The organism is Variovorax sp. Soil_C_12 (assembly GCF_057657375.1).
This window is the reverse complement of the sequence record NZ_JBDGIO010000005.1, coordinates 238,373-265,342: the sequence shown is the minus strand read 5'-3', so window position 1 is coordinate 265,342 and position 26,970 is coordinate 238,373. Positions and strand designations below refer to the sequence as shown.

The 26,970-nt window shown below is 65.2% G+C and carries 31 protein-coding genes and 1 pseudogene; 16 read left to right on the top strand and 16 right to left on the bottom strand.

Annotated elements, in window-relative coordinates; genetic code table 11:
* The first annotated feature begins 1 nt into the window (after position 1).
* From AC3A6X_RS15945 to AC3A6X_RS15920, 6 genes are read left to right on the top strand one after another with little or no spacing between them, the layout of a single operon-like run.
* Positions 2 to 355, top strand: coding sequence for a hypothetical protein (locus tag AC3A6X_RS15945; RefSeq protein ID WP_487843099.1), 354 nt, complete (start codon positions 2 to 4; stop codon positions 353 to 355).
* A 9-nt stretch (positions 356 to 364) separates the two neighbouring features.
* Complete coding sequence (locus tag AC3A6X_RS15940; RefSeq protein ID WP_487843098.1) at positions 365 to 2,032, top strand: hypothetical protein; 1,668 nt, start codon at positions 365 to 367, stop codon at positions 2,030 to 2,032.
* Between the two features lie 9 nt (positions 2,033 to 2,041).
* A complete protein-coding gene (locus AC3A6X_RS15935) occupies positions 2,042 to 4,357 on the top strand; it encodes a glycoside hydrolase family 108 protein (protein WP_487843097.1) in 2,316 nt (771 codons plus the stop codon).
* 39 nt (positions 4,358 to 4,396) lie between these two features.
* The gene (locus AC3A6X_RS15930; RefSeq protein ID WP_487843096.1) at positions 4,397 to 5,587 is read left to right on the top strand and encodes a tail fiber protein; all 1,191 of its coding nucleotides are present in this window, start codon (positions 4,397 to 4,399) and stop codon (positions 5,585 to 5,587) included.
* 16 nt (positions 5,588 to 5,603) lie between these two features.
* Positions 5,604 to 5,894, top strand: coding sequence for a spike base protein, RCAP_Rcc01079 family (locus AC3A6X_RS15925; protein ID WP_487843095.1), 291 nt, complete (start codon positions 5,604 to 5,606; stop codon positions 5,892 to 5,894).
* Positions 5,894 to 6,214, top strand: coding sequence for a hypothetical protein (locus tag AC3A6X_RS15920; RefSeq protein ID WP_487843094.1), 321 nt, complete (start codon positions 5,894 to 5,896; stop codon positions 6,212 to 6,214). Before AC3A6X_RS15925 ends, AC3A6X_RS15920 begins: the two co-directional genes overlap by 1 nt.
* 44 nt (positions 6,215 to 6,258) lie before the next feature.
* Here AC3A6X_RS15920 and AC3A6X_RS15915 read toward each other — a convergent pair whose 3' ends face one another.
* A complete protein-coding gene (locus AC3A6X_RS15915; RefSeq protein ID WP_487843093.1) occupies positions 6,259 to 6,543 on the bottom strand; it encodes a DUF455 family protein in 285 nt (94 codons plus the stop codon).
* Positions 6,544 to 6,581: 38 nt separating this feature from the next.
* Here AC3A6X_RS15915 and AC3A6X_RS15910 point away from each other — a divergent pair, with 38 nt between their 5' ends.
* Together AC3A6X_RS15910 and hslO are read left to right on the top strand one after the other, a co-directional pair.
* Positions 6,582 to 7,106 (top strand): gamma carbonic anhydrase family protein, encoded by a 525-nt coding sequence (locus tag AC3A6X_RS15910; protein ID WP_487843092.1) that lies wholly within the window; start codon positions 6,582 to 6,584, stop codon positions 7,104 to 7,106.
* A 21-nt stretch (positions 7,107 to 7,127) separates the two neighbouring features.
* Positions 7,128 to 8,126, top strand: a complete 999-nt coding sequence (gene hslO / locus AC3A6X_RS15905; protein ID WP_487843091.1) for an Hsp33 family molecular chaperone HslO — start codon at positions 7,128 to 7,130, stop codon at positions 8,124 to 8,126.
* A 9-nt stretch (positions 8,127 to 8,135) separates the two neighbouring features.
* Here the strand turns inward: hslO and AC3A6X_RS15900 are convergent, their stop codons facing one another.
* The 7 genes from AC3A6X_RS15900 to pyrG are packed head-to-tail and all read right to left on the bottom strand — an operon-like array spanning position 8,136 to position 14,029.
* On the bottom strand, positions 8,136 to 9,095 hold the full coding sequence (locus AC3A6X_RS15900; protein ID WP_487843090.1) for a hypothetical protein: 960 nt from the start codon (positions 9,093 to 9,095) through the stop codon (positions 8,136 to 8,138).
* Between the two features lie 19 nt (positions 9,096 to 9,114).
* Positions 9,115 to 9,579, bottom strand: coding sequence for a hypothetical protein (locus AC3A6X_RS15895; protein ID WP_487843089.1), 465 nt, complete (start codon positions 9,577 to 9,579; stop codon positions 9,115 to 9,117).
* Between the two features lie 8 nt (positions 9,580 to 9,587).
* Positions 9,588 to 9,863, bottom strand: coding sequence for a cell division protein FtsB (gene ftsB / locus AC3A6X_RS15890; protein ID WP_106554300.1), 276 nt, complete (start codon positions 9,861 to 9,863; stop codon positions 9,588 to 9,590).
* Between the two features lie 18 nt (positions 9,864 to 9,881).
* Complete coding sequence (gene eno / locus AC3A6X_RS15885) at positions 9,882 to 11,165, bottom strand: phosphopyruvate hydratase (RefSeq protein WP_106554301.1); 1,284 nt, start codon at positions 11,163 to 11,165, stop codon at positions 9,882 to 9,884.
* 52 nt (positions 11,166 to 11,217) lie between these two features.
* Positions 11,218 to 11,508, bottom strand: coding sequence for a DUF1330 domain-containing protein (locus tag AC3A6X_RS15880; RefSeq protein WP_487843088.1), 291 nt, complete (start codon positions 11,506 to 11,508; stop codon positions 11,218 to 11,220).
* Positions 11,505 to 12,362, bottom strand: coding sequence for a 3-deoxy-8-phosphooctulonate synthase (gene kdsA / locus AC3A6X_RS15875; RefSeq protein WP_487843087.1), 858 nt, complete (start codon positions 12,360 to 12,362; stop codon positions 11,505 to 11,507). The genes AC3A6X_RS15880 and kdsA overlap by 4 nt, the downstream gene beginning before the upstream one ends.
* Positions 12,359 to 14,029 (bottom strand): CTP synthase, encoded by a 1,671-nt coding sequence (pyrG, locus tag AC3A6X_RS15870; RefSeq protein WP_487843086.1) that lies wholly within the window; start codon positions 14,027 to 14,029, stop codon positions 12,359 to 12,361. The genes kdsA and pyrG overlap by 4 nt, the downstream gene beginning before the upstream one ends.
* 124 nt (positions 14,030 to 14,153) lie before the next feature.
* Here pyrG and coaBC point away from each other — a divergent pair, with 124 nt between their 5' ends.
* The 4 genes from coaBC to AC3A6X_RS15850 all read left to right on the top strand — a co-directional run bounded on the left by coaBC (position 14,154) and on the right by AC3A6X_RS15850 (position 16,946).
* On the top strand, positions 14,154 to 15,380 hold the full coding sequence (gene coaBC / locus AC3A6X_RS15865) for a bifunctional phosphopantothenoylcysteine decarboxylase/phosphopantothenate--cysteine ligase CoaBC (protein WP_487843085.1): 1,227 nt from the start codon (positions 14,154 to 14,156) through the stop codon (positions 15,378 to 15,380).
* Positions 15,377 to 15,826: a hypothetical protein gene (locus AC3A6X_RS15860; RefSeq protein WP_487843084.1), complete on the top strand. Its 450-nt coding sequence runs from the start codon at positions 15,377 to 15,379 to the stop codon at positions 15,824 to 15,826. Before coaBC ends, AC3A6X_RS15860 begins: the two co-directional genes overlap by 4 nt.
* Positions 15,823 to 16,269 (top strand): dUTP diphosphatase, encoded by a 447-nt coding sequence (gene dut, locus AC3A6X_RS15855; protein ID WP_106554307.1) that lies wholly within the window; start codon positions 15,823 to 15,825, stop codon positions 16,267 to 16,269. The genes AC3A6X_RS15860 and dut overlap by 4 nt, the downstream gene beginning before the upstream one ends.
* Before the next feature lie 185 nt (positions 16,270 to 16,454).
* The gene (locus AC3A6X_RS15850; protein ID WP_487843083.1) at positions 16,455 to 16,946 is read left to right on the top strand and encodes a glycine zipper 2TM domain-containing protein; all 492 of its coding nucleotides are present in this window, start codon (positions 16,455 to 16,457) and stop codon (positions 16,944 to 16,946) included.
* 73 nt (positions 16,947 to 17,019) lie between these two features.
* Here AC3A6X_RS15850 and AC3A6X_RS15845 read toward each other — a convergent pair whose 3' ends face one another.
* A complete protein-coding gene (locus AC3A6X_RS15845; protein WP_487843082.1) occupies positions 17,020 to 17,544 on the bottom strand; it encodes an FKBP-type peptidyl-prolyl cis-trans isomerase in 525 nt (174 codons plus the stop codon).
* A 14-nt stretch (positions 17,545 to 17,558) separates the two neighbouring features.
* Here AC3A6X_RS15845 and AC3A6X_RS15840 point away from each other — a divergent pair, with 14 nt between their 5' ends.
* The 3 genes from AC3A6X_RS15840 (at position 17,559) to AC3A6X_RS15830 (ending at position 19,554) form a co-directional block, all read left to right on the top strand.
* The gene (locus AC3A6X_RS15840) at positions 17,559 to 18,698 is read left to right on the top strand and encodes a JmjC domain-containing protein (protein ID WP_487843081.1); all 1,140 of its coding nucleotides are present in this window, start codon (positions 17,559 to 17,561) and stop codon (positions 18,696 to 18,698) included.
* Complete coding sequence (locus AC3A6X_RS15835) at positions 18,688 to 19,194, top strand: hypothetical protein (RefSeq protein ID WP_487843080.1); 507 nt, start codon at positions 18,688 to 18,690, stop codon at positions 19,192 to 19,194. The genes AC3A6X_RS15840 and AC3A6X_RS15835 overlap by 11 nt, the downstream gene beginning before the upstream one ends.
* A gap of 93 nt (positions 19,195 to 19,287) precedes the next feature.
* Positions 19,288 to 19,554, top strand: coding sequence for a hypothetical protein (locus tag AC3A6X_RS15830; protein WP_487843079.1), 267 nt, complete (start codon positions 19,288 to 19,290; stop codon positions 19,552 to 19,554).
* A 39-nt stretch (positions 19,555 to 19,593) separates the two neighbouring features.
* Here the strand turns inward: AC3A6X_RS15830 and AC3A6X_RS15825 are convergent, their stop codons facing one another.
* From AC3A6X_RS15825 to AC3A6X_RS15800, 6 genes are all read right to left on the bottom strand, one after another.
* Entirely contained in the window at positions 19,594 to 20,376 is a 783-nt protein-coding gene (locus AC3A6X_RS15825; RefSeq protein ID WP_487843078.1) for an MBL fold metallo-hydrolase, read from the bottom strand.
* Between the two features lie 12 nt (positions 20,377 to 20,388).
* Positions 20,389 to 21,468 carry an NlpB/DapX family lipoprotein gene (bamC, locus tag AC3A6X_RS15820; RefSeq protein ID WP_487843077.1) on the bottom strand — a complete coding sequence of 360 codons (1,080 nt, stop codon included), beginning with the start codon at positions 21,466 to 21,468 and terminating at the stop codon, positions 20,389 to 20,391.
* A 96-nt stretch (positions 21,469 to 21,564) separates the two neighbouring features.
* Positions 21,565 to 22,455, bottom strand: coding sequence for a 4-hydroxy-tetrahydrodipicolinate synthase (gene dapA, locus AC3A6X_RS15815; RefSeq protein WP_487843076.1), 891 nt, complete (start codon positions 22,453 to 22,455; stop codon positions 21,565 to 21,567).
* 60 nt (positions 22,456 to 22,515) lie between these two features.
* Positions 22,516 to 23,028: a class I SAM-dependent methyltransferase gene (locus AC3A6X_RS15810; RefSeq protein WP_487843075.1), complete on the bottom strand. Its 513-nt coding sequence runs from the start codon at positions 23,026 to 23,028 to the stop codon at positions 22,516 to 22,518.
* 29 nt (positions 23,029 to 23,057) lie between these two features.
* On the bottom strand, positions 23,058 to 23,198 hold the full coding sequence (locus AC3A6X_RS15805; RefSeq protein ID WP_487843074.1) for a hypothetical protein: 141 nt from the start codon (positions 23,196 to 23,198) through the stop codon (positions 23,058 to 23,060).
* 6 nt (positions 23,199 to 23,204) lie between these two features.
* A complete protein-coding gene (locus AC3A6X_RS15800; RefSeq protein ID WP_487843073.1) occupies positions 23,205 to 24,425 on the bottom strand; it encodes an MFS transporter in 1,221 nt (406 codons plus the stop codon).
* A gap of 154 nt (positions 24,426 to 24,579) precedes the next feature.
* On the opposite strand from AC3A6X_RS15800, the gene AC3A6X_RS15795 reads away from it, so the two are divergent.
* Positions 24,580 to 26,556, top strand: a complete 1,977-nt coding sequence (locus tag AC3A6X_RS15795) for a DNA topoisomerase IV subunit B (protein WP_487843072.1) — start codon at positions 24,580 to 24,582, stop codon at positions 26,554 to 26,556.
* Positions 26,557 to 26,572: 16 nt separating this feature from the next.
* On the opposite strand, the pseudogene AC3A6X_RS15790 reads toward AC3A6X_RS15795, so the two are convergent.
* Positions 26,573 to 26,949 (bottom strand): annotated as a pseudogene (locus tag AC3A6X_RS15790) (ferritin-like domain-containing protein).
* Positions 26,950 to 26,970: the final 21 nt, after the last annotated feature.

The following is a 26,970-nucleotide window of genomic DNA, read 5'->3' as shown; positions in this document are numbered from 1 at the left end:
CATGGACTTTCCAACAATCAATCCATCGTCGCTGCCGCAGAACAGCCAAGACTCGATGAAGCAACAGCTCTTGGCTGCGATGCTCAAGAAGAATGCACCACAAGGTGATGGTCGAAATTCAACAAATGCGTCCAATGCCTATGACGCCATCAACGCGATTGCTTCTGCGTACGCAATGCAACAGCTCAGACAGAAGCAGGCAATGGCACGTTCGGCAGCTCCTGGGGCTCAAGCTACGCCAGTGCAGGGATGGGGCAACGTGAATGCACAGAACTTGCCGATGCAAGGTGCGGCGCAGCCAATGCCGCAAGTACAAGCACCGGTTGTAGGTCCGCAAAGCACCTACATGCCGTAAGGAGAGAAGATGGCAGACAACTACGATTACATCAAACAGCAACAAGAACTTCTATACAGACAGCAGCTCGCTAAGCAAATGGCTGGTGCGAAGATGCCTGAAGGCAATATGGTGTCTGGTTGGTATGTTCAACCAAGCAAGGGAGCCTACATTGCGTCAGCACTTGAAAGAGTGATGGGCGCGTACCTTGGCAAGAAGCTTAGTGACGAACAGGGCACCCTCGATGCAGAAGATCGTCGCCGTGAAGATGCAGCCTACGACAAGATTCTCAATCCGCTTTCGGCTGACCGTCAGAAGCAGATCAGAGAGGCAAATCCGATTCCTCAAGACGGCTTCACCTACAAGAACCCTAACGATGTTGGTCCTCGTGATCCAGATGCAGCACAGAGCTTCCCTGTTGCTCAATCGACCATTCCAACGCAGAACATTCCGCCACAGCAGTTTGCTCAAGCTTTGCAACAGCGGTTGATGCCACAGCAGGCAGCACAGCCAGTCACGCCAACACCACAGCAGATCGAACGTGCGGTTGCTCCGAACACGGACACTGCTCCAGTAGGTGCGATGCTGAAGCCAATCGTGAAGCCTCAGGCACCTCTGTCGCCTGCTGTGACAAATCCAATCATCAGAACGCCAGTAGGTGCGCAGGCTCAGCCAGCTCCACAGCAGCCACCGATGATGCCGCCAGCAAGCCCAATGCCTGCTGCACCTGTTGCTGAAGCTCCTCAACAAGCACCGGCTGATCCGTATGCTGACTTCAACGTCACGCCTGCTGACCCTGCGGCAGTGCAAGCTGCTGACCTTGCCTATCGCAGAGAAATTGCCGCCGCTCGTGAAGCTCAAAGGGCTGAGGGTATGCGTGAGCTTGGAAGCACAAAGAATGGACGTGACATCGCTCGCACCATCCGTGTGACGCAGCTCACCAACGCGCTAGATGCTGGAAAGCCAAGCTATCAGACGGTCAAGCCGGGCGAGTCGCTTGTTGCGATTCGTGGTGGTACGCCGCAAGTCATCTATGACGGTGGTGGCAGAAAGAAGATCGACAAGACGGTTGATACGCCACAGGGCACGTTTGCTGTCTATGAAGACGGATCACAAGGCTACATCACTGACGCGAGCGGCAAGCCAATCGTGTCTGCATCTGCGGCTAGCGAGGCTGGCAACAGCGTTCGCAACAACGATAAGATGGCCTTCGATGCAATTGACAAGATCAACGATGCACAGTCGAACCTCAACAGCACGTTGTCCGCACAAGGCAAGGCACGTCGAGCAATCGACCTACTGACGAGCTACGCACCAACTGGTGGTCTGCTCTCCTCGGCTACTGCATCGATCGGTCGCGCCCTTGGTGTTGACAGCGCCAACGAGCTGGACATGGCTTTGAAGGATCTTGCATTCGCTGATCTGAAGTCCTCATTCGGTGGCAACCCAACTGAAGGTGAACGTAAGGCACAGCTCGAAGTCAAGGCAAGCATTGAGAAGGGTCTTGCTCCATCGGTCAACAGCTTGAACGTGATGCTCAGCGGTCTGGCACGTACCAGAAAGGCGCAGGAGGACACGCTCAATCAGTATCAAGGAATCTATAAGCAGTACCGCTCACAAGGTGACAGAGCCTCATCTGGCCCCTCGTTGGTGCCTCCAGAGCAGCAGGGACTTTACAACTCCTTGTTCAAGAGATAAGGAGGTTCGATGGCGTTTAACGACCAGATAGCACGCGTACTTGCAGCAGAGGGTGGATATTCAAACGATCCCGTTGATCGTGGCGGCGTGACGAACTTCGGAATTAGCAAGCGTGCCAATCCAGACGTTGACGTAGCGAACCTCACAAGGGAGCAGGCGACAGGCCTCTACAAGTCACGCTACTGGGACACGATTCCAGGAATTGACAACTTGCCAGCCAGCGCACAAGCCGTCGTGTTCGATGCGTCCGTGAACCATGGCCCAGGCTACGCACGTAATCTCGTTCAGCAGTACGGTACAGACGCAAACGCAATGATTGGTGCTCGTCGTGCCAAGTACGCAGACATCATCAAGAACGATCCTACGCAAGCCAAGTTTGCCAAGGGATGGGAGAACAGAATGAAGGGACTTGAAGGGCAGGGCGGGCAAGCTCAAGTTGACGACCTCGCACAGTTCGGCGGTCAGTATGACGCCATCATTGCTCAAGCACGCAGAGACGGTTTCAGCGATGCAGAGATTGCAAGTCGCTTGAAGGGCGCGCCATCGCTGCAGAAGGCTGCTCCAGACTTCAGCGTGCTTCCAGGCATGGTCACGCAAATGGTTCAGCAGAAGCTGCCAAGCGAGTACATCGTGTCAAAACTAGAGGATGGTCCATTCGGTGCGATCATCAAACAGGCAAAGGCTGACAACTTCAGCGCTGACGAAATCGTTGAGCGTCTTGGTGGAGCCAGCACGGCCACGATCAAGGACGCACGGGCTCAAGCTGCTCAGCATGGCACAGTTGACAACATCATCCACGGTGTTGGTGATGCGGTCGAAGGTGGTGTGCTTGGTGCAAAGCGCCTAGCGGCTCAAGTCACTGGCGATAAGGCGCAGCAAGAAGCTCTGGCTGCAGAGGCGGCAGCTCGTCGCAATGACCCGTACCGTCAAGCACGCATGGACACTACTGGTGCAAAGGTCGGTGCTGCTCTGCCTAACGTCGCAGCTCAAACCGGTGTTGCGCTCGCTACTGGTGGAACATCGCTTCCAGTTCAGATTGCAAGCATGGCGGCAGTTGAAGGTGCGTCGGGCTTGATTGACCCTGATGTAGAGAATGCTGATCGCCTTGAGAGTGCTGCAAAGCGTGGTGCTATTGGCGGTGTTGCTGGCGGCGCTGGCGGCTTGATTGGTCGTGCAGCTCCGACTATTGTTGACGCTGGCAAGCGTGGTGTTGCAAAGGTGCTTGTTGGTGATGTTGATGCGGCCGCAGCCAGAGCAGCAGAACAGCAGGCGATGGGCTTGCCAGCTTCGTTGAGCACTGTGTCTCCACGAGCAGCGTCCATCAAGAGTGGCATTGAACGTGTTCCAGGCTCAGGCTTGGGAGGTGCGGACAAGAGCGGTGCCTTTGATGAGGCGGTTGGTCGTATCGTCAACTCACGTGCTGGAGCTACAGGTTCCACCATTGACGTTGCTGCAGTTCGTGAAGCTCAACAGAACATCAGCACGCTCTACGATGATGCCTTGAATGGTGTTGCCGTCGATGTGCGCAACAGCTTTGGACAGCCTCTTGATGACCTTGTCACGGCCTACGAGAAGAGCACGCTGCCAAGCATGCGCAGCAACACGCCGAAGAACATCATCGAGGACTTGAGAAGCCTTGCTGCCCAAGGTCCGGTTGATGCACGTCAACTGCAGTCGATCCGCAGCACGATTGGTGCAGAGATGGCAAGCCCAAGCGCTGAAGCTTCGACCAAGCAGGCACTAGGCGGCATCTACAGACAGATCAATGAGGCGTTGGAGAACAACCTTCCAGCACAGAACCTTGCAAAGTTCCAGCAAGCCAACCAGCAGTACAAGAATCTGCAGGCCATGGAGAACATGGTTCGCAGCTCCAACGGTACTGGCAACGTCACGAATCGACAGATCATCGTTGGTGGTAAGCAGGGCAACAAGGCCGCGTTCGAGCGGGGTGATGCTCCATACCAAGATGTTGGTGATGCGCTGCTTCAACAGCGTGCAACTGGTGGTCCGCTTGAACGTGTGCTTGAGACATCCGCCGGCGTCGGCACGGTCTTCCATCCGCTCGCTGCTGCTAAGGCCGCAGTACCAGTAGGTCTTGGCGCAAACCTCGCTATGCGGTTGCTTACGGACCCGAAGTATTTGAGCCTTCTGCAGTCAATGACACCAGTTCAGCGCGCAGCTATCCAGCGTGCTGCGACCGGTGTCGCGGAGCCTGTAGCCGCACAAGCCATGCAGCCACCATCTATTGAGGCGTCAAAAGCGGACAGAGAAAAGATCGCAGATGCGTTGCGTAGAAAGATGAGACCGCAGCAAGTAACGACATAAGTAAAGAAGAGCGGCAGCGCCGCGAGGGAGTACAAAAAGATGCCGCGTAACGGTACAGGAATCTATCAACTACCTTCAGACGTCAATCCAGTCGTCGAAGGAACAGTAATCGACGTCGATTGGGCAAACCCAACGATGAACGATATTGCGTCGGCGCTGACTGGTTCGCTGCCACGCGACGGACAAGCCCCGATGACTGGAGTGCTGAAGCTCATTGACGGTACGTCATCTGCACCAAGCATTACCTTCAATGCGGACTCGGCAACGGGGCCATATCGACCAGTCTCCAACTCTTACGCGTTCTCGGTAGGTGGCGTCGAACGTGGTCGCTTCATTGGTCCAAACTTCCTCATTGGAACGACCAGCGACAACGGGGAAATGCTCAACGTCAACGGCACTTCACGTTTGCAAGGCAAGGTGCTTGTCACGACTGGTGGGATGGAGGTCAATGGCACAACGACATTCAACAGCCCGGTTGTTGGTATCGACAAGAGCGAAGTCGGACTTGGCAACGTGGACAACACGTCCGATGCGGCTAAGCCACTTAGCACCGCAGCTCAAGCTGCTATTGACGCAATCATCACTGCACGTCGTGGAACCATTAGTGGTGTCGCATACAACGCCGTTCCTACTGGTGCTTTGCTTTGTAATGGTCAAGCTGTTAGCAGAACGACTTACGCTGCGCTGTTCGCCTTGATCGGCGGTACCTATGGCTCTGGCGATGGCAGCACGACCTTCAACGTCCCTGATTATCGAGGCGTGTTCCTCCGTGGTTTGGACTCAGGTCGCGGTTTGGACTCAGGTCGTGCGTTCGGTACGTACCAAGATTCAGACATCAAGTCGCACGGACACGGTGTGAATGACCCAGCCCACGCACACGGTGTTGGCGATCCAGGCCACGCGCACTCTGTCTATGATCCAGGCCACGCGCACAGCGGATCAACAGACGTTCAAGGTGACCACGCACACAGCTACACCAACACATATGGCGCTGGTGGTGCTGACATCGGATTCTTGACGTTGCTTGGCCAAACCGGTGGCACTACGAGCACCAATGGCGCTCACGCCCACAACTTGAGCATCAATGGTGCTGGTACAAACATCTCCATCTACGCTGCCGGAACAGGCATCTACATTGGAGCTTCAGGAACAGGCATCAGCATTCAAGCAAATGGTGGCGCTGAATCACGTCCTCGCAACTACGCGTTGAACTACGTCATCTGGTACTAATACAGGGAGAACAATAATGGCTTACACAGCAATCCAAGACCTTATCAAGCGCAACGCCACCGTGAAGACGGATGCTCCGTTCCGCAACGCGGCAATCGTCACTACAAGCGATGAGACCGACCTAGCTCCGTATCCACGCGCCATCTACATTGGCGGTGCTGGCAACATCAGTGTGATTCCTGTTGATGCCGCAACTGACACGCCTGTTCTTATTTCCGGTCTGACGGTTGGCACGACGCTGCCCCTGCAAGTTCGTCGAGTGATGGCTACGAACACGACTGCTACTCTCATCGTGGCGCTGTGGTAATGGCTGAATTTGTTCTATCTTCAATGGTGAGCAAATTGGCTGCAGGCGTACTTGGGGCAATGGTGTCAATGAGCTTCATCAAAGGCACTTGGCAGCAGAAGCTTGTAATGGCAATCGGCGGCGTGATCCTGTCTTACTACGGGACGCCGTTCATCGTGTCGTTCTTCACCTTAACGTCAGCGGAAGGCTTGGTTGGATTTCTGTTGGGCTCGTTCGGGATGTCGCTTATGCAAAAGGCATTCGAGACGATCCAGGCTGTTAGAGGCAGTGAAATCGTTTCAGCCGTTGGTGGCTGGATCAAGAAGAAGCTTGGCGGGTGAAGTGACTTCGAGGCTACCGTAACGGATCGTTACCTATCAAGCTTTTAACCAATCTTGATGGCGTTGAATTCGATGTGGCAGATCGAATGGATCAGCGCCGCCCGGCCCTCGGGCGTGAAGGGCGAGCGCTTCTCCACCGCGGTGGCGGCCACGCGTAGCGGCCGTTCCGGGCGGCCGGGCACGCCGGCCTCGTCGCTTTCCGTGCGCACGGCCGTGGCGGGCGCCGGATGCGCCCGCATCCGCGCTGCCGCGGCATGCGTCGCGGCCACCTTCTGCTCGGGGTCGGTGAGGCGCAGCGCGGCCAGGGCATCGAGGCGAGGGTGCTGCATCCCTACAATTCTAGTTTTGCACCCCAGGAGACTCCGAGATGGCCCTCTACGAACTCGACGGCGTGGCACCGCAACTCGGGCAGGGCGCCTATGTCGCCGACAGTGCGACGGCCATCGGCCGCGTGATCATGGGCGACAACGCCAGCCTCTGGTTCGGCGTGGTGGCGCGCGCCGACAGCGACACCCTGACCATCGGCCGCAACAGCAACGTCCAGGACCTCTCGATGCTGCATGCCGACGCCGGCGTGCCGCTGACCATCGGCGAGAACGTGACGGTGGGCCATCACGTCGTGCTGCACGGCTGCACCGTGGGCGACAACTCGCTGATCGGCATCGGCGCGGTGGTCTTGAATAACGCGAAGATCGGCCGCAATTGCATCGTCGGCGCCGGCAGCGTCGTGACCGAGGGCAAGGAGTTTCCCGACAACTCGCTGATCATCGGGGCGCCGGCCAAGGTGGTGCGCACGCTCGACGATGCCGCCGCCGAGCGGCTTCGGAAGAACGCCGATCACTATGTTGAAAACGCCCGCCGCTTCGCGAAGGGCCTGAAGAAGATCGGCTGAGATCCGATCGGAAAGACTGCCTTGAGCGAGTTGCACAAGTTCCTGTTCGACGGCCTGCCGGTGCGCGGCATGATCGTGCGCCTGACCGATGCCTGGCACGAGATCCTGGCGCGGCGCGCCTCGAACACCGCCACCGGCCCGTACCCCGCGCCCGTGGCCGAGCTGCTCGGCGAGATGACGGCAGCCGCCACGTTGATGCAGGCCAACATCAAGTTCAACGGCGCGCTGATCCTGCAGATCTTCGGCGACGGACCGGTCAAGGTCGCGGTGGCCGAAGTCAAGCCCGACCTCAGCCTGCGCGCCACCGCCAAGGTGCTGGGCGAGCTCGATCCCGCTGCGCATCTTTCCGAGATGGTCAACGCGAACGGCAAGGGCCGCTGCGCGATCACGCTCGATCCCAAGGACAAGCTCCCCGGGCAGCAGCCCTACCAGGGCGTGGTGCCGCTGGTCGATGGCGACGGCCGCAAGCTCGAGCGGCTCAGCGAGGTGCTGCAGCACTACATGCTGCAAAGCGAGCAGCTCGACACCACGCTGGTGCTCGCCGCCGACGACAAGGTGGCGGCCGGCCTGCTGATCCAACGCCTGCCCGTCAAGGGCGCGGCCAACCTCGAGGGCAGCGGCCGCGGTGCCAACGACCCGATCGGCGTGGACCAGATCGGCCACAACGAGGACTACAACCGCATCGCCATCCTTGCCTCGAGCCTGACGCGCGACGAACTGCTCACGCTCGACGTCGAGACCATCCTGCGCCGCCTGTTCTGGGAAGAGAAGCTGCTGCGTTTCGAGCCGCAGAGCGGCATGCTGGGCCCGCACTTCGCCTGCACCTGCGGGCGCGAGCGCGTGGCGCAGATGATCCGCGGGCTCGGCCAGGAAGAGGCCGAATCCATCCTCGTGGAGCGCGGCGACATCGAGGTGGGCTGCGATTTCTGCGGCAAGCAGTACCGCTTCGACGCGGTCGACGCGGCGCAGATCTTCACCGCGCCGAGCGACCAGTTGCCGGCGAGCCCGGTGATGCAGTAGAGCGCTGCTTCAGCGCGCGCTCGTCGCGAAGCCGCCGAAGCGGATGTCCGGCGCGCTGGTGTTGTGGCGCGAGGGAATGCTCCGGCCGAAGCGAACATCGGCTGCCTGCAGCGTCTTGATCTCGGGCAACGGCTTGCGCTCCTCGGCGGCGTTCGGCGTGGCCCGCCATGCCACTTCGCTCATGTCGGCGTTGTCCGGTGCGACGTACATCGAGCGCAGCACCGCGAAGCGCGCGCCTTGCCCGCGGCCCGGTTTCATGGCCACGTCGAGCGTGGTGCGCGCCTCGCTGATCTCGCGCACGTCGACCTTCGCCTCGCCGCCGTTCACGAAGCGGAGCTTGAAGGCCAGCGGCTTGGTGTCGATTGCGATCGATGCGATGCGCGCCATCGGCCGGCCGGCCTGCTCGACCGGGCCCATCACGAAGGAGGAGCCGTACACGCCGTCGCCGAATCGCGGCGCGGGCAGGGGCTTGATGCGCCAGTAGCCGTCGGACGGGTACATGACGATCGCCTCCAGCGGCTTGGCGCCGGTCTTGGCAAAGACCTGGATCATGTGGAAGCCGCGCTCTTGCCGGCCGTCGACGCGGACCGGCACCCGTTCGGGCCGCCAGAAGGAGGGAAGGGTGATGCCCACGACCTGCCATCGCGGGCCGTCGTGCAGCACCGCGCGCCGCTCCTTGAAGCTGTAGCGCGGATCGGTCGGGTGCGCGCTGCCGTCGAAGTTGCAGCCCGAGAAATCGGGCGCCGTGCGGTCCTGCTCGATGCTCGCCAGGTAGGCGGGCGGCAGCGCCTCCACGCGGAAGCGGCGGATGCGGGCGCCGTCGAGGTTGAGGGACACGTTGTCCTCCTCGGCGCAGGCGGTCGTGTGGGTGTCGTTGCTCACGGTGGCCTGGGTTGGCGCTGCCGAAGCCGTTGCGGAAGACAGCAGGGCCCACAGCAGGGCGACCGCATGGAGTCTGAGATGCTGCATTACCTTCGGTTCCCTTGTGCTATGACGAGCGCCCGGCGACAAGATCGCTGAACAATCGGTGTTCGCAGGCCGGGTCGGAGCACTTCTCGCAGGTCCACGACCACGCGGTGGCGCCCTCCGGTGCAACAGTGCGGCCGGCATCGTCATCCGCTGCGACGTTGATTGCATTCCACGCGTTGGCCAGCTGTTCCGCGCCTTCGCCGTGCACCACCGCAAAGCTCAGCTTCGCGTCCATCAGCGCCTTGCGGAGCATGTCGTCGACCGGCGTCGGCGAGGCGGGTGCGACGAGCAGGATGAGGGCACCACGGTGCGCCTCGAGCGTGCCTGCATCGAACGAGCCTTCCAGCACGGGCTCGACCACCAGGCTGGCCGCGATGCCGCGCTGCGCCAGCCGTTGCGCGAGCGCCTCGGCGAGCCGGGCTTTGCCGCTGTCATCTGCGCCGATCAGCACGATCACGCTGCCGGCCGGCAGGGCGGGGGTCATGGAAGCCTTCAGCGCGTGATCTGCACGAACACTTCGTTGGGCTTGACCATGCCGAGCTCCTGACGTGCGCGCTCCTCCACCATCTCCAGCCCCTGCTTGAGGTCGTTGACCTCGGAGTTGAGCCTGTCGTTGGCGAGCGCCGCTTTCGCGTTGGCGTCCTTCTGCTCGGCCAGCTTGTCCTTCAGCTGCGCCACGTCGCGCACGCTGCCGCGCCCGGTCCACAGCTGCCACTGGAGGATCAGCAGCAGCAGGACCAGGATGATCGGAACGATGCGCGAACGCATGGTGCTCCGTCCCGCGGGTCAGCGCAGGTTGTAGAAGGCCGCGCGTCCGGGGTAGCTGGCGACGTCGCCGAGGTCTTCCTCGATGCGCAGCAGCTGGTTGTACTTGGCGATGCGGTCCGAGCGCGACAGCGAGCCGGTCTTGATCTGGCCGGCGTTGGTGCCCACCGCGATGTCGGCGATGGTGGAGTCCTCGGTCTCGCCCGAGCGGTGGCTGATCACGGCGGTGTAGCCGGCGCGCTTGGCCATCTCGATGGCGGCGAAGGTCTCGGTCAGCGTGCCGATCTGGTTGATCTTGATCAGGATCGAGTTGGCGATGCCCTTGTCGATGCCTTCCTGCAGGATCTTGGTGTTGGTGACGAACAGGTCGTCGCCCACCAGCTGCACGCGCTTGCCGAGGCGCTCGGTGAGCAGCTTCCAGCCGTCCCAGTCGCCTTCGTGCATGCCGTCCTCGATGCTGATGATCGGGTACTTGTCGACCCAGGTCGCCAGCATGTCGGCCCAGTTGCCTGCCGAAAGCGTGAGGTTCTCGCCGGCCAGCACGTACTGCCCGTCCTTGTAGAACTCGCTGGCGGCGCAGTCCAGGCCCAGGGCGATCTGGGTGCCGGCGGCATAGCCGGCCTTGTCGATGGCTTCCAGGATGAGCTGGATCGCGGCTTCGTGGTTCTCGACGCTGGGGGCGAAGCCGCCCTCGTCGCCCACGGCCGTGCTGATGCCGCGGTCGTGCAGGATCTTCTTGAGCGCATGGAAGACCTCGGCGCCGTAGCGCACGGCCTCGCGCAGGCTGGGCGCGCCCACCGGGATGATCATGAACTCCTGCAGGTCCAGGCTGTTGTTGGCGTGCGCGCCGCCGTTGATGACGTTCATCATCGGCACCGGCAGCTGCATGCCGCCCATCCCGCCGAAGTAGCGGTACAGCGGCAGGCCCGATTCCTCGGCCGCTGCGCGGGCCACGGCCATCGAGACGGCCAGGGTCGCGTTGGCGCCCAGGCGGCCCTTGTTGTCGGTGCCGTCGAGGTCGTTCAGCGTGCGGTCCAGGAAGGCCTGCTCGCTGGCGTCCAGGCCCAGCACGGCCTCGGAGATCTCGGTGTTGATGTTCTCGACGGCCTTGAGCACGCCCTTGCCCAGGTAGCGGTCCTTGTCGCCGTCGCGCAGCTCGATCGCCTCGCGCGAGCCGGTGGACGCGCCGGAGGGGACCGCGGCGCGGCCCATGGTGCCCGATTCGAGCAGCACGTCGCATTCGACGGTGGGGTTGCCGCGGCTGTCGAGGATCTCGCGCCCGACGATGTCAACGATTGCACTCATTCTTGCTTTGCTCCAGATATCAAAACTTGCTTGGCCTTCGTCGCGGCGGCGCTCACACGCCCTCCACGACGATCATTCGCATGATCGCAGCTCCCGCACGCGCTTCGCGTGCCTTGCCGTATTCCGGCGAGGCATAGAACTTATTCGCCGCCTCCACATTCGGGAACTTCAGCACCACCAGGCGCTGCGGATTCCAGTCGCCCTCGAGCACCTCGACCTTGCCTCCGCGCACGCAGACCTCGGCGCCATGCGCCTTCATGGCCTCGGAGGACCACTTCTTGTAGTCCTCGTACTGCGCGGGGTTGGTGACTTCGACGTTCGCGATGATGTAGGCACTGGTCATGCTTGAAAAGTGTCCTCGAGGAATGCGTTCTTCTTGGTGACGCGGTCGAGCGCGAGCAGCGTTTCGAGCAGCGCCTTCATGTGCTTGAGCGGCACGGCGTTCGGGCCGTCGCTCAGGGCGTTGGCCGGGTCGGGGTGCGTCTCCATGAAGAGGCCCGCCACGCCCACCGCCACCGCGGCGCGCGAGAGCACCGGCACCATCTCGCGCTGGCCGCCCGAGCTGGTGCCCTGGCCGCCGGGCAGTTGCACCGAGTGCGTGGCATCGAACACCACCGGCGAGCCGGTCTCGCGCATGATTGCCAGCGAGCGCATGTCCGACACCAGGTTGTTGTAGCCGAAGCTGGCGCCGCGCTCGCAGGCCATGAAGCTGTCTTCGGGCAGGCCCTTTTCCTTGGCGGCCGCGCGCGCCTTGTCGATCACGTTCTTCATGTCGTGCGGCGCGAGGAACTGGCCCTTCTTGATGTTGACCGGCTTGCCCGACTGCGCCGCGGCGCGGATGAAGTCGGTCTGCCGGCACAGGAAGGCCGGCGTCTGCAGCACGTCGACCACCAGCGCGGCGGCCGTGATGTCGTCTTCGGTGTGCACGTCGGTCAGCACCGGCAGGCCCAGCTCGCGCTTGACCTTGGCCAGGATCTCCAGGCCCTTGTCGCGGCCCGGGCCGCGGAAGCTGGTGCCCGAGGAGCGGTTGGCCTTGTCGAAGCTGCTCTTGAAGATGAAGGGGATGCCGAGCGAGGACGTGATTTCCTTCAGCGTGCCGGCGGTGTCCATCTGCAGTTGCTCGGACTCGACCACGCACGGTCCCGCGATCAGGAAGAAGGGCTTGTCCAGCCCGATGTCGAATCCGCAGAGTTTCATGCGACGACTTTCAGTGCCTGCTTGTCCGCGCCTTGATGTTCAAGCGCTGCCTTGATGAACGCGTTGAACAGCGGGTGGCCGCTCCACGGCGTGGACTTGAACTCGGGGTGGAACTGCACGCCGATGAACCAGGGGTGCACGTCCTGCGGCAGCTCGACGATCTCGGTCAGGTGCTCGCGCTGCGTCAGCGCCGAGATCACCAGGCCGGCACGGCGCAGCTCGTCGAGGTAGTTGACGTTGGCTTCGTAGCGATGGCGGTGCCGCTCGGTCACCACGTCGCCGTAGATGCTGTGAGCCAGCGTGCCGGGCGCCACGTCGGAGCTCTGCGCGCCCAGGCGCATGGTGCCGCCGAGGTCGGACTTCTCGTCGCGCAGCTTGATGGTGCCGTCGCGGTCCTTCCACTCGGTGATCAGGGCGATCACCGGGCAGCTGGTGTCGGGATCGAACTCGGTGCTGTTGGCGTTCTTGAGGCCCGCCACGTTGCGCGCGTACTCGATGGTCGCGACCTGCATGCCCAGGCAGATGCCGAGGTAGGGCACCTTGCTCTCGCGGGCAAAGCGCGCCGCCGCGATCTTGCCTTCCACGCCGCGCTGGCCGAAGCCGCCGGGCACCAGGATGGCGTCGTACTTGCCGAGCCGGGCCACGTCCTGCGGCGAGATGGTCTCGGAGTCGATGTACTCGATCTTCACCCGCGCATGGTTCTTCATGCCGGCATGGCGCAGCGCCTCGTTGAGCGACTTGTAGCTGTCGGACAGGTCGACGTACTTGCCGACCATCGCGATGGTCACTTCCTTCTGCGGATGCTCGACCTCGTAGACCAGGTCGTCCCAGCGCTTGAGCTTGGCCGGCGGGGTGTTGATGCGCAGCTTGTCGCAGATCAGGCCGTCCAGGCCCTGCTCGTGCAGCATGCGCGGGACCTTGTAGATGGTGTCCACGTCCCACATCGAGATCACGCCCCATTCGGGCACGTTGGAGAAGAGCGAGATCTTCGCGCGCTCGTCGTCGGGGATGGGCCGGTCGGCGCGGCACAGGAGGGCGTCGGCCTGGATGCCGATGGCGCGCAGCTCCTTGGCGGTGTGCTGGGTGGGCTTGGTCTTGAGCTCGCCGGCCGCCGCGATCCAGGGGACGTAGCTCAGGTGCACGAAGGCCGAGTTGTTGGGGCCCATGCGCAGGCTCATCTGGCGCACGGCCTCGAGGAAGGGCAGGGACTCGATGTCGCCCACGGTGCCGCCGATCTCGACGATGGCCACATCGACCTCGTGCGGCGTGGCGATGCCGGCGCCGCGCTTGACGTATTCCTGGATCTCGTTGGTGATGTGCGGGATGACCTGCACCGTCTTGCCGAGGTAGTCGCCGCGGCGCTCCTTCTCGAGGACGGACTTGTAGATCTGGCCGGTGGTGAAGTTGTTGGCCTTGCGCATGCGCGTCGTGATGAAGCGCTCGTAGTGGCCGAGATCGAGGTCGGTTTCGGCGCCGTCGTCGGTGACGAAGACTTCGCCGTGCTGGAAGGGCGACATCGTGCCGGGGTCGACGTTGATGTAGGGGTCCAGCTTGATGAGGGTGACTTTGAGGCCGCGGGACTCGAGGAGTGCGGCGAGCGAGGCGGAGGCGATTCCCTTGCCCAGGGAAGACACCACACCACCGGTGACGAAGACGAATTTGGTCATGCCAGTTCCGAACGTAGGTCCGGGCAGTGGGAAATGCAGATTATAGGTGCGGCCTCATGGCCTCGAAGACCCAGGGACACCCGGCGAACGCGTGCGTAGCCGGGCTGCTACATTGCCGGCTTATATGCAAGACCTCGCCGGCAAACACATCGTCCTGGGCCTCACAGGCGGCATCGCCTGCTACAAGTCGGCGGAGCTGTGCCGGCTGCTGGTCAAGGCCGGCGCCACCGTGCAGGTGGTGATGACGGAGGCCGCGACCCAGTTCATGACGCCCGTCACGATGCAGGCGCTGTCGGGGCGGCCGGTCTACACCTCGCAGTGGGACGTGCGCGAGCCCAACAACATGCCGCACATCAACCTGAGCCGGGAGGCCGACGCGATCGTGCTGGCGCCCGCCAGCGCGGACTTCATCGCGCGGCTGGTCGAGGGGCGTTCCGACGAACTGCTGAGCCTGCTGTGCCTCGCGCGGCCCGTCGAGCGCGTGCCCTTGCTGATCGCACCGGCCATGAACCGCGAGATGTGGGTTCATCCTGCGACCCAGCGCAACCTGCGCCAGGTCGACGCCGACGGCGCCCGCGTGCTGGGCGTGGGCAACGGCTGGCAGGCCTGCGGCGAGACCGGCGACGGCCGCATGCTCGAGCCCCAGCAGCTGTTCGAGGAGATCGTGGCCCAGTTCCAGCCCAAGGTGCTGGCCGGGCAGCAGGTGGTGGTCACGGCGGGGCCGACCTTCGAGGCACTCGATCCGATCCGCGGCATCACCAACCACTCCTCGGGCAAGATGGGCTTCGCGATCGCGCGCGCCGCGCGCGAGGCGGGCGCCGAGGTCACGCTGGTGGCAGGCCCGGTGCATCTGCCCACGCCGCGCGGCGTCGCGCGCATCGACGTGCAGTCGGCCCGGGAGATGCTCGAGGCCAGCCAGCAGGCCGCACAGAGCGCGTCGGTGTTCATCGCCACCGCCGCGGTGGCCGACTGGCGGCCGGCCTCGCAGAGCGAGCAGAAGATCAAGAAGGACGGCAGCGGCCAGGCGCCGGTGCTTCATTTCGTGGAGAACCCCGACATCCTGCAGAGCATCGCGCAGGGCGAGCGCGCGAGGGCCGGCAAGCTCTTCTGCGTGGGCTTCGCCGCCGAGAGCGAGAACCTGGCCGCGCACGCCAAGGCCAAGCGCGAGCGCAAGGGGATTCCGCTCCTGGTGGGCAACATCGGCCCGCTGACTTTCGGACAGGATCACAACAGCCTGCTGCTCGTCGACGCGAATGGCGTGCGCGAGCTGCCGCGCGCCCCCAAGCTGGCGCTGGCGCGCGACCTGGTGGCCGAGATCGCGGCACGGCTGCCGCCCCGGAGTCCGGGATGAATCCGCAATGGAACACGCCGCCCGACGGCGATTTCGCGCGCTACGTCGAGCGCCTCACGGCGCAGGCCGCGCAGCCGCGCGGCCCGGTACAAGAGGGCGAGCACGGGCTCGATGTCGGCATGACGCATCAGCACCAGGTGCAGCCGGCCCAACAGCCGCAGCCGGAGGCACGCCAGGCGGCCATCGGCGCCGGCCTGGGCCGCAACCTGCTCAAGGGGCTGGGCATCGCCTGGATGCTGGCCTTGCTGGTGCTGCTGGCGGCCGATGCTTCCCTGGTCCTCGTCGTCGCCCTGTTCGCGGGCGGCCTGTGGCTGGCCTACAAGCTCAAGCACCTGGTGTTCCCACCGGGCGTGGAGAACTGGAAGCAATGGCTGGAAGAAGCCGCGAAACGACAACAGCAACGACAACAGCAACTGCAACAGCAACGAAAGCGCAACTCGAAGTGAACGTCGACGTCCGAATCCTCGATCCCCGCATGCAGGACCAACTGCCTGCCTACGCCACCCCCGGCAGCGCCGGGCTGGACCTGCGCGCCTGCCTGGATGCGCCCATCACGCTGGCGCCCAACGCCTGGCAGCTGGTGGGCACCGGCATCGCGATCCACCTGGCCGACCCGGGTTATGCGGCGCTGATCCTGCCGCGCTCGGGCCTGGGCCACAAGCACGGCATCGTGTTGGGCAACCTGGTGGGCCTGATCGACAGCGACTACCAGGGCGAACTCAAGATCAGCGCCTGGAACCGCAGCGATACGGCCTTCGTGCTGCAGCCGATGGAGCGGTTGGCACAGCTGGTGATCGTGCCCGTGGTGCAGGCGCAGTTCCGGGTAGTCGCGGAGTTTCCGCCCAGCGAGCGCGGCGAAGGCGGCTACGGCTCGACCGGAAAGCATTGACCGGGGCCGTGTAGGCGCAGGCTTGCGGGGTCTGGGCTGTGTTGCTCACAGGTAAAGAACGGAACCGGCGATATGGCCCTGGCATCGAAGGTTTCAACATGTGTTCACGGTCATCGCGCAGCGGTGCGATCCGTTAGAGCCCATGGAGAGCGCATTGCGCCGACCTGTTTCGAGGAGTACACAGCATGAAAAACCCAACTCGTTTTGTTTCCGTTGCCGCCTCCGTGCTCGCGCTTGCTGCGCTGACCGCGTGCGTGGCCCCGCAGCCGGTCTACCAGACCTCGCGCTACCCCTATCAGCCAAGCTACCCGGCGGCCCAATCGGCTTACGTCGAGTACGGCCGCGTTGCCAACATCGAGGTGATCCGCAGCCAGACCTCCGGCGCCGGCACCAGCGGCGGCGGTGCCGTGGCGGGTGGCGTCCTCGGCGGCGTGGTGGGCAACCAGTTCGGCCATGGCAGCGGGCGCGCCGCGGCTACCGCACTGGGCGTTGTCGGTGGCGCCCTGCTGGGCAACAGCATCGAAGCCAATGCGAACGCGCCACGTGTCTACGAGAGCTACCGCGTCTCGATCCAGACCGACCATGGCGGCTATCGCTCCTTCGACGTGCCGAGCCCGGGCGACCTGCGCATCGGCGACCGCGTGCGCATCGATGGCGGGCAGATCTCCCGCTTCTGAGCGCGCAGCCAAAAAAAGCCGGGCAGCAACGCCCGGCATTTTTTTCGCCTGTTGATCCGGCTTTGTTGCCCGCTTAATGCAGCGTGCCGTTGCCCGGCGACATGGGCGACACCTTGAAGAAGCCGGTACCGGCCGTCCCGCGCCCGATCTCCTCCTCGGTCGCCTCGCGCACCGAACGCACCGTGAGATCCAGCCGCAGCGCGATCCCCGCCAGCGGATGATTGCCGTCCAGCACCAGGTGCTCGGGATAGATCTCGCTCACGGTGTAGATCGTGTCCTTGGGCAAGTCGGGATTCACGCCGGCCGGCAGCGCGGCGCCGTCGAAGGTCATGCCTTCCTCGATGCCTTCGGGAAAGAGCGATCGCGGCTCGAGGAAAAGCAGCTGGTCGTTGAAGTCGCCGAAGGCCTGCTCGGGCTCGAGCTGCAGTTGCACGCGGGCACCGGGCTCATGGCCGAGCAGCGCGGCCTCGATCGCGTCGAAGAGATCGTCGCCGCCGACGAGGAACTCCACCGGTTCCTCGAGCACGTCCAGCACGTCGCCGAGGGTGTCCTTCAGCGTCCAGGTCAGTCCGACCACGCATTGTTCAGAGATTTCCATACGAGAATTCTCCCATGGAGATTCAACGACCCCTGGCCCTGCTCGGCGGCCTGAGCGCCTCGCAATTCATGCGGCGCCACTGGCAGAAAAAGCCCTTGCTGGTGCGCCAGGCCATTCCCGGCATGGTGCCATCCATCGGACGCGAGGAGCTGTTCTCGCTGGCCGGCCGCGAGGAGGTGGAGTCGCGGCTGATCCGCCACGGCAAGAGCGGCTGGGCGCTCAAGCACGGCCCCTTCGCGCGCCGGGCGCTGCCTTCGCCGAAGCAACCCGCCTGGACGCTGCTGGTGCAGGGCGTGGACCTGCACCACCAGGGCGTGCATGCGCTGCTGCAGCAGTTTCGCTTCGTGCCCGATGCGCGGCTGGACGACCTGATGATCAGCTATGCGAGCGACACCGGCGGCGTCGGCGCGCACTTCGACAGCTACGACGTGTTCCTGCTGCAGGCGCACGGGCGGCGGCGCTGGTCCATCGGCAAGCAGCGCGATCTGCGGCTCGTGCCCGATGTGCCGCTCAAGATCCTCGCGCGCTTCGAGCCCGAGCAGAGTTTCGTGCTCGAGCCCGGCGACATGCTCTACCTGCCGCCGCGTTATGCGCACGATGGCGTGGCCGAGGGCGGCGATTGCATGACCTATTCCATCGGCCTGCGCGCGCCTGCCGCCGCGCCGCTGGGCGCCGACCTGTTGGCCCGCATCGCCGAGGCGCATGCCGAGCTTCTGCAGGACGCGCCAGCCGGATCTGCAGTGCACTACAAGGACCCTGCGCAGCCCGCCGTGCCCGCGCCGGCCGAGATGCCGTCCGCATTGCAGGAGTTCGCGCGCAAGGCCGTGCTGGCGGCGCTGCGCGACCCCGATGCGATCGACCGCGCGCTGGGCGAATCGATGACCGAGCCCAAGCCCACCGTGTGGTTCGAGCAGGGCGAGCCGCCGGACGCGTGGAGCGGCGTGTCGCTCGACCGCCGCACGCGCATGCTCTACGACGCGCGCCACCTCTACATCAACGGCGAAAGCTTCCGCGCCTCGGGCCGCGATGCCCGGCTCATGCGCCGCCTGGCGGACCAACGCACGCTGGGGCCGCGCGATCTCGCGACGGCGAGCGAGGACGCACGCGCATTGCTGGAAGACTGGTGCGAAGCGGGGTGGCTGCATGCCGAATGAAGCTTCCACCGGCAACCTGCTGCCCGAAGGTGCCTTCGATGGCCGCCACGCCTTCGAGGCGCATGTGCATGCCGCCCTGGCCGCCGCTGCGCGCGAGAACTGGCGCGAGATCGTGTTCGCGGATCCGGCCTTCATCGACTGGCCGCTGGGCGAACGCGCCATGGCCGAGGCCCTGCAGGCCTGGTCCGCGGCCGGCCGCAGCTTCGTGATGCTGGCGCAGCGCTTCGACGTGTTCGAGCGCGAGCACGCGCGCTTCGTGACGTGGCGGCGCATGTGGAGCCACATCGTCGATTGCCGCGCCTGCGACGGGCCGGGCCTGCCGCAGGTGCCCAGCGGCATCTGGACGCCGGGCTGGTGCCTCGCACGCATCGACGTAGAGCGCGTGCGCGGTGTCTGCAGTCGCGATCCCGAGCGCCGGCGGGCGCTGCGCGAGCGCGTCGACGAGTGCTTGCGCCATGCGAAGGCCGCATTTCCGGCGACGACACTGGGTTTGTAAGCCAATGCCGCGAATCTCGGCGCAATGGGCTTCCTGGTCAGGGGAGAGGTCTAGAATTTTTTCTTCGAGACCTTCATCCAAAGGAGCCCTGTAATGAGAAAGTCCGTCCTGTTCGCCTCGTTGGTCGCTGCGGTCGCTCTTGCCGCCTGCGGCAAGAAGGAGGAGTCCGCGCCGGCCGTCGTGACCCCGCCGCCTGCCGCCGTCACGCCGGCACCCGCTCCAGCTCCTGCACCAGCGCCTGCACCCGACACCTCGGCCACGACGACGCCGGCACCTTCGCCCGGCGCGTCTTCGGCGCTAGATGCAGCGAATGCCGCTACCGAAGCGGCCAAGAAGAAGGAAGAAGCACCCAAGCAATGACGCGCCACGGCGCCGAAGGCCGCCCGAGGGCGGCCTTTTTCATGCCTGGAGCTCGAGCCAGGCCGAGCCTTCCGCAGCGTTGGCCGTCAGCATCTCGTGCTCGCTCGCCCCGAGCGCCTCGGCCATCGCGCGGCGCACGAGCTCGGGCCGGTTGTTCTGCTCGCTGAGGTGCGCGCCCAGCACGTGATGCAGGCCGCCGTGGTGCAGCGCCCGTGCGATCGCGGCGGCAGCGGCGTTGGACAGGTGGCCGTAGTTGCCGCCCACGCGCTGCTTGAGGAAGGGCGGGTAGGCCGAGCGGGCCAGCAACTCGCTGTCGTGGTTGAACTCGAGCAGCAGGGCATCGAGTCCCGACAGCCGCGACAGCACATGCGGCGTCGCGTGCCCGAGGTCGGTCAGGATGCCGAGGTGGCGTGCGCCGTCGCTGCACCGCAGTTGCAGCGGCTCGCGCGCATCGTGCGGCACGGTGAAGGGCTGGACCAGGATGTCGCCGACCGCGATGTCGATGCCGTCCCGTGCGAGCCGCAGGCGCCCTTCGAAGTCGTGCCCGCCGGCGGCGAGCCAGGTGCCCTCGCTCATCCAGACGGGAATGCGCTCGCGCCTGGACAGCGCACGGGCGCAACCGATGTGGTCGCCGTGCTCGTGGGTGATGAAGACCGCGTCGATGTCGCTGGCCGCGACGCCGGCGCGCGCCAGGCGCGCATCGAGGTGCTTGAGCCCGAAGCCGCAGTCGATCAGCAGTCTCGAGCGGCGCCCGTCGCTGGTCGCCTCGACCAGCGTGGCATTGCCGGTGCTGCCGCTGCCCAGGCTGCGGAAGCGCAGCATGCGGGGCCCGGCTTACTTGAGATCGTCCGCGATGACCTGGACGATGCGCTGGGCATTGGCCGACGTTTCGGCCGCGCCGCTGTCGTTCTGCACCGACACCGTGCTCGTTTCGCCCGTGCCCTTGACCAGGATGCGGAACTTGAGCGGCGCCTCGGCCTTGCTCGAGCTGAACATCTTGGCGAAGAAGCCCGGCTCCTTCTTGTCCGGGTTCGGCGGCACGTAGCGCACGAAGTACACGCCGGCGGCGCGGTCGCGGTCCTCGACGGTGAAGCCGGTGCGGTCCAGCGCCAGGCCGACGCGGCGCCAGGCGCGGTCGAAGCTCTCGTTGATCTGCACCACGGGCTGGCCGCCGACATTGGAAACGCTCGCCGTCTTGGCCGGTGCGCTGGTCTGCGCGATGAGCTTCGACTGTTCCTGCGAGACGCCCAGCTTCACCATCAGGCGGCGCAGGAATTCGGTCTCGAGCTCGGGGTCGCTGGGGCGCGGTTGCCAGACGGTCTGGTCCTGGCGCGTGTTGGTGTAGACCTCCTGCATGCCGCGATGGCTCACGAAGATCTCGGTGGAGCCGTTGACGCCGCGCTCGATGCGGGTGCGGAAGCGGTCGAGCTCGCCGGTGGAGTAGATCGCGTCGACCAGCTTGCCCAGCGTGCCGCGGATCACGTCCTGCGGCAGCTTGGCGCGGTTCTCGGCCCAGTCGGTTTCCATGATGCCGAGGTTGCGCTGCTCGGTGGTCAGCAAGAAGCCGCTCTCCTGCCAGAAGTCCTTGATCGGATCCCAGAGCTGCTCGGGCGAGCGATTGACCACGATCCAGCGCTGCGTGCCCGTGCGCTCCATGCGCACGTCGCCGAGATTGGCAACCGCCGTCGGAATGCCGGGCGCGTTTGCCACGCCGGCCTGGTAGGCATTGGCCGAGACCGCGTTGCCCGGCACCGCGTAGCGGTTCTCGCGCGACAGCTGCGTGAGGTCGGGCGGCACCTCCAGCGTCGGGGCCTTGCCGGCGCTCTTGTAGTCGATCTTGTCGCTCTCGAGGACCGAGCAGGCGGCGAGGCTGGCGATCAGGGCCAGCAGTGCGAATCGCGAAAGGGTTTTCACTCGTCTTCTTCCTAGTGTGGAATGTTTAGCGCTGTGTGAGAGCGCCGGCCCCGCAAAAAGGTTGCCGGGCTTCGTGTACGGCAGGTAAAGATGGAATCAGTTCTTGAGAAGGCCGCTGGCGTGCAGCGCGGATTCGACCACCGGCCGGCTGGCTTCGCCGAGCTCGGTGAGCGGCAGCCGGAGCGCGCCGCCGCACAGGCCGAGCCGTGCCATCGCCCACTTGACGGGAATGGGATTCGGCTCGACGAACAGATGGCGGTGCAGCGGCATGAGCTCGAACTGGATCTGCATGGCGCGCCGGGCGTCGCCGGCGATGGCTGCCACGCACAGCTCGTGCATCTTGCGCGGCGCCACGTTGGCCGTGACGCTGATGTTGCCCTGGCCGCCGCACAGCATCAGCGCGACGGCGGTCGGGTCGTCGCCCGAGTACACGGCGAAGTGCTTGGGGACTTCCTTGATCAGCCACTGGGCGCGCTCGATGTTGCCCGTAGCTTCCTTGATGCCGACGATGCCCGGCACCTGCGCCAGGCGCAGCACGGTGTCGTGCGCCATATCGGCGACCGTGCGGCCGGGCACGTTGTAGAGCACGATGGGCAGGTCGCCCACGGCCTCGGCGATGGCCTTGAAGTGCCGGTACTGGCCTTCCTGCGTCGGCTTGTTGTAGTAGGGCACCACCTGCAGCTGCGAGTCGGCGCCCACGCCCTTGGCGAATTTCGCGAGCTCGATCGCCTCTTGCGTCGAATTGGCGCCGCAGCCGGCCATCACGGGCACGCGGCCCCGGGCCTGCTCGACCGAGACCCGGATGATCTCGCAATGCTCCTCGACGTTCACCGTCGGCGACTCGCCGGTGGTGCCGACCACGCCCAGGCAATCGGTGCCTTCGTCGATGTGCCAGTCGATCAGCCGGCGCAAGGCGGGATAGTCGACGCTGCCGTCGTCATGCATCGGCGTGACGAGCGCGACGATGCTGCCTGTCAATTGCTCCAAGGGGGTCTCTTTGTCGGTTGCGGAAAGGCAGCCATTCTACTGACTGGCCCGGAAGGCCCCTCAGAGGGGGTAGCGCATTGGTTTTCCGGCCGAGAGGTTGCGTGGCTCCCGGACGGCTGCGATCCGCTGCACGAAGCGCTCCGGCTCAGCCAGGAATCCGTCCTCGTAGGCCACCACCCGAAGCCCGGCGCAGGCGGCCAGCAGCTCGCCCGGCTGCAGCAGGAAGTCGGGGCGCGAGGGCTTGCCGATGGTCTCGTTGCCGGCGGCGAAGGTTTCGTAGAGCAGCACGCCGCCCGGCGCGACGGCCGCCACGATGTCGGGCAGGCGCGCGCGCCACAGGTAGTTGGTCACCACCACCGCGCCGAAGACCTGGCCGGCGAAGGGCCATGGGCCGTCCTCGATGTCGGCCAACAAGGCCCGGCCGAAGCGCGCCGATGAGGCGATCGCCTCGGGCGCGCGGTCCACCCCTGTCACCGGGTGCCCGCGCTGCGCGAACCAGCCCATGTGCCGGCCTGCGCCGCAGGCCACGTCCAGCACAGTGGCGCCGGGAGCGAGCAGGTGCGACCAGCGCACGACCCAGGGGGAGGGCGAGAGATCGTGGCTCAGAAGCAGGCCCAGATCTGGTCGACCAGCGCCACCAGGAACGCGGGGCGCGTGTAGAGGCCGAACACGCCCAGCAGCACCAGCCCCGCTGCGGCCAGCCAGCCGGCGTGGACGAGGCGATGGCGGATGCCCGGGCGCATGGCGGTTCAGGCCGGCTGAGGGGCCGGCTGGCGCACGATCGCGCCTTCCTTGACCGGCAGGTTGACCAGCGCCGCGAACACGCCCAGCGCGATCGCGAGGTACCAGACGATGCTGTAGCTGCCGGTGCTGTCGTAGAGATAGCCGCCGAGCCAGACGCCGAGGAAGGAGCCGACCTGGTGGCTCAGGAACACGAAGCCGCCCAGCATCGAGAGATGCGCCACGCCGAAGATCTGGGCCACGATGCCGCTGGTGAGCGGCACGGTCGACAGCCACAGGAAGCCCATCACGCTCGCGAAGACGTACACCGACAGCGGCGTGATCGGCGCCGCCAGGAAGATCGCGATGGTTGCCGCGCGGCTGAAGTAGATCGCGGCCAGCAGCTTGCGCTTGGCCAGCCGTGCCCCGAGCGAGCCCGCGACATAGGTGCCGAACACATTGAACAGGCCGACCAGCGCCAGCGCATAGCTCGCCACTTCGGGCGAGAGCCCCTTGTCGCGCAGGTAGCTCGGCATGTGCACGCCGATGAAGGCCAACTGGAAGCCGCAGACGAAATAGCCCGCCATCAACAGCACGAAGCTGGGGTACTTGAAGGCCTCGCCCACGGCCTGAAGGATGGTCTGGTCGCGGTGGGCGACGGCGGCGTGGCCGACACGGGGCTCGCGCAGGCCGAAGGCGAGCGGCACGATCAGCAGCACCATGAGCGCCAGCAGCAGCAGGGCCGTATGCCAGCCGAAGCCCGCGATCAGGTGGCCCTCCACCGGCACCATCAGGAACTGCCCGAAGGAGCCGGCCGCGGCGGCCACGCCCATGGCCCACGATCGCCGCTCCACCGGGATCTGCCGCCCGATCACGCCGTAGATCACCGCGTAGGTGGTGCCAGCCTGGGCCGCGCCGATCAGCACGCCGGCCGTCAGCGCGAACATGAGCGGGGTGGGCGACAGCGCCATGCCTGCCAGGCCGATCGCGTAGAGCACGGCGCCCGCCACCAGAACGCGGAAGGCGCCCAGCTTGTCGGCCAGCATGCCGGCGAAGACGCCGATCACGCCCCAGGAGAGGTTCTGGATGGCGATTGCCAGCGAGAAGCTCTGGCGCGACCAGCCCTGTTCCTGCGTGATGGGCTGCAGCCACAGCCCGAAGCCGTGGCGGATCCCCATCGAGAGGGTGACGATCATCGCGCCGCAGAACAGGACCTGCTTGAGCGACAGCGGCTGGGATTGAGCGTGCATCCGGCGACTGTAGCCAAAAGCGAAAGGCCGCACGCGCCACGGCCGCGACACGCATTGTTGATATTTTCAAGCGGCGTTGATGCGGGCTGCGCATCAGCGCCGCTCTGTATGTCCATCCAGTTTTTCGGCAGGCCCACGCATACAATCCGCCCCCATGGCGACCCTCAGCAAGACTCCCCCGGCCTATTCGGAAGGCTCGATCCGCGTCCTCAAGGGCCTGGAGCCCGTCAAGCAGCGTCCGGGCATGTACACCCGCACCGACAACCCGCTGCACATCATCCAGGAAGTGCTGGACAACGCCGCCGACGAGGCGCTGGCCGGCTACGGCAAGAAGATCAAGGTCACGCTTCACACCGACGCCTCGGTCAGCGTCGAGGACGATGGCCGCGGCATTCCCTTCGGCCTGCATCCCGAGGAGAAGGCCCCGGTGGTCGAGCTGGTCTTCACCCGCCTGCACGCGGGCGGCAAGTTCGACAAGGGCTCGGGCGGCGCTTACAGCTTCTCGGGCGGCCTGCACGGCGTGGGCGTGTCGGTGACCAATGCGCTGTCGAAGCGGCTCGAGGTCCAGTCCTTCCGCGACGGTTCGGCCGCGTGCATCGCGTTCGCGGGCGGCGATGTGGCCGAGCCGCTCCGGGTCCGTTCGATCGAGAGCGGCGAGCGCCGGCAGGGCACCACGGTGCGCGCCTGGCCCGACCCCAAGTACTTCGAGTCCGGCGTGCTGCCGGTCAACGAGCTGACGCACCTGCTGCGCAGCAAGGCGGTGCTGATGCCCGGCGTGACCGTCACGCTGGTGGTCGAGAAGACCAAGGAGACCCAGCAGTGGCTCTACAAGGGCGGCCTGCGCGACTACCTCATGCAGACGCTCAACGCCGACCCGGTGATCCCGCTGTTCGAAGGCGCCGGCCATGCCGACAAGAACGCCGACAACTTCGCCGAAGGCGAGGGCGCCGAGTGGTGCGTGGCCTTCACCGAAGAGGGCCAGCCGGTGCGCGAGAGCTACGTCAACCTGATTCCCACCAGCGCCGGCGGCACGCATGAAAGTGGCCTGCGCGACGGCTTGTTCAACGCGGTCAAGAGCTTCGTCGAGCTGCATTCGCTCTTGCCCAAGGGCGTGAAGCTCTTGCCCGAGGACGTGTTCGCGCGCGCCTCCTACGTGCTCTCGGCCAAGGTGCTGGACCCGCAGTTCCAGGGCCAGATCAAGGAGCGCCTCAATTCGCGCGACGCGGTGCGGCTGGTCTCCAGCTTCGTGCGCCCGGCGCTGGAGCTGTGGCTCAACCAGCACGTGGACTATGGCCGCAAGCTGGCCGAGCTGGCCATCAAGGCCGCGCAGACGCGCCAGCGCGCCGGCCAGAAGGTCGAGAAGCGCAAGGGCTCCGGCGTGGCCGTGCTGCCCGGCAAGCTGACCGACTGCGAGAGCAAGGACACGGCCCACAACGAGGTCTTCCTGGTCGAGGGCGATTCGGCCGGCGGCAGCGCCAAGATGGGCCGCGACAAGGAAAGCCAGGCCATCCTGCCGCTGCGCGGCAAGGTGCTCAACACCTGGGAGGTGGAGCGCGACCGGCTGTTCGCCAACAACGAGATCCACGACATCTCGGTCGCCATCGGCGTCGACCCGCACGGGCCGGAGGACACGCCCGACCTCTCGGGCCTGCGCTACGGCAAGATCTGCATCCTGTCGGATGCCGACGTGGACGGCTCGCACATCCAGGTGCTGCTGCTCACGCTCTTCTTCCGCCACTTCCCCAAGCTCATCGATGCGGGCAACGTGTACGTGGCCAAGCCGCCGCTGTTTCGCGTCGATGCGCCGGCGCGCGGCAAGAAGCCGGCTTCCAAGGTGTATGCGCTCGACGAGGGCGAGCTCACCGCCATCCTCGACAAGCTGCGCAAGGACGGCGTGCGCGAGGGCGCCTGGACCATCAGCCGCTTCAAGGGGCTGGGCGAGATGAGCGCCGAGCAGCTGTGGGAGACCACGCTCAACCCCGATACGCGCCGCCTGCTGCAGGTGCGCCTGGGCCGCTTCGACCTTCAGGGCACGCAGGGCGAGATCACCAAGCTGATGGGCAAGGGCGAGGCCGCCGCGCGGCGCGAGCTGATGGAGCTGCGCGCGGACGACGTCGAAGTCGACGTCTGAGAACGCGCCGGGTTCCTCAGGACACGAAGGCCCCGGGCACTGGGGCCTCCCCGAGCGCCTGGCGCAGCACCGCCCAGTGCATCGCCTCGTCGCCGAGGATGCTGGCCGCAGCCTTGGACAGCGCGCGGTCGTCGAACAGCGGCACCGCGCCCAGGTAGGCGCTGACCGCGCCTTGCTCCAGCTTGGCGGCAAAGTGCAGAACATCCGCTTGCGACTTCAGCTGCGCCGTGGGGAAGTCGTACTTGCTCTTGGCGCTCACGGCCTTGCCGCCGACCTTTCCAGGGCGTCCTGGCCCGCCAGCAGCGCGATCGCCGTGCCCGAGAGCAGGAGGCCCGAACGGCCGAGGAAGAGGCGTCGCGCGGCGACGGGCGTGGGCATCCGAAGGAAGGACATGGAAGTCTCCTTGACAAGGGT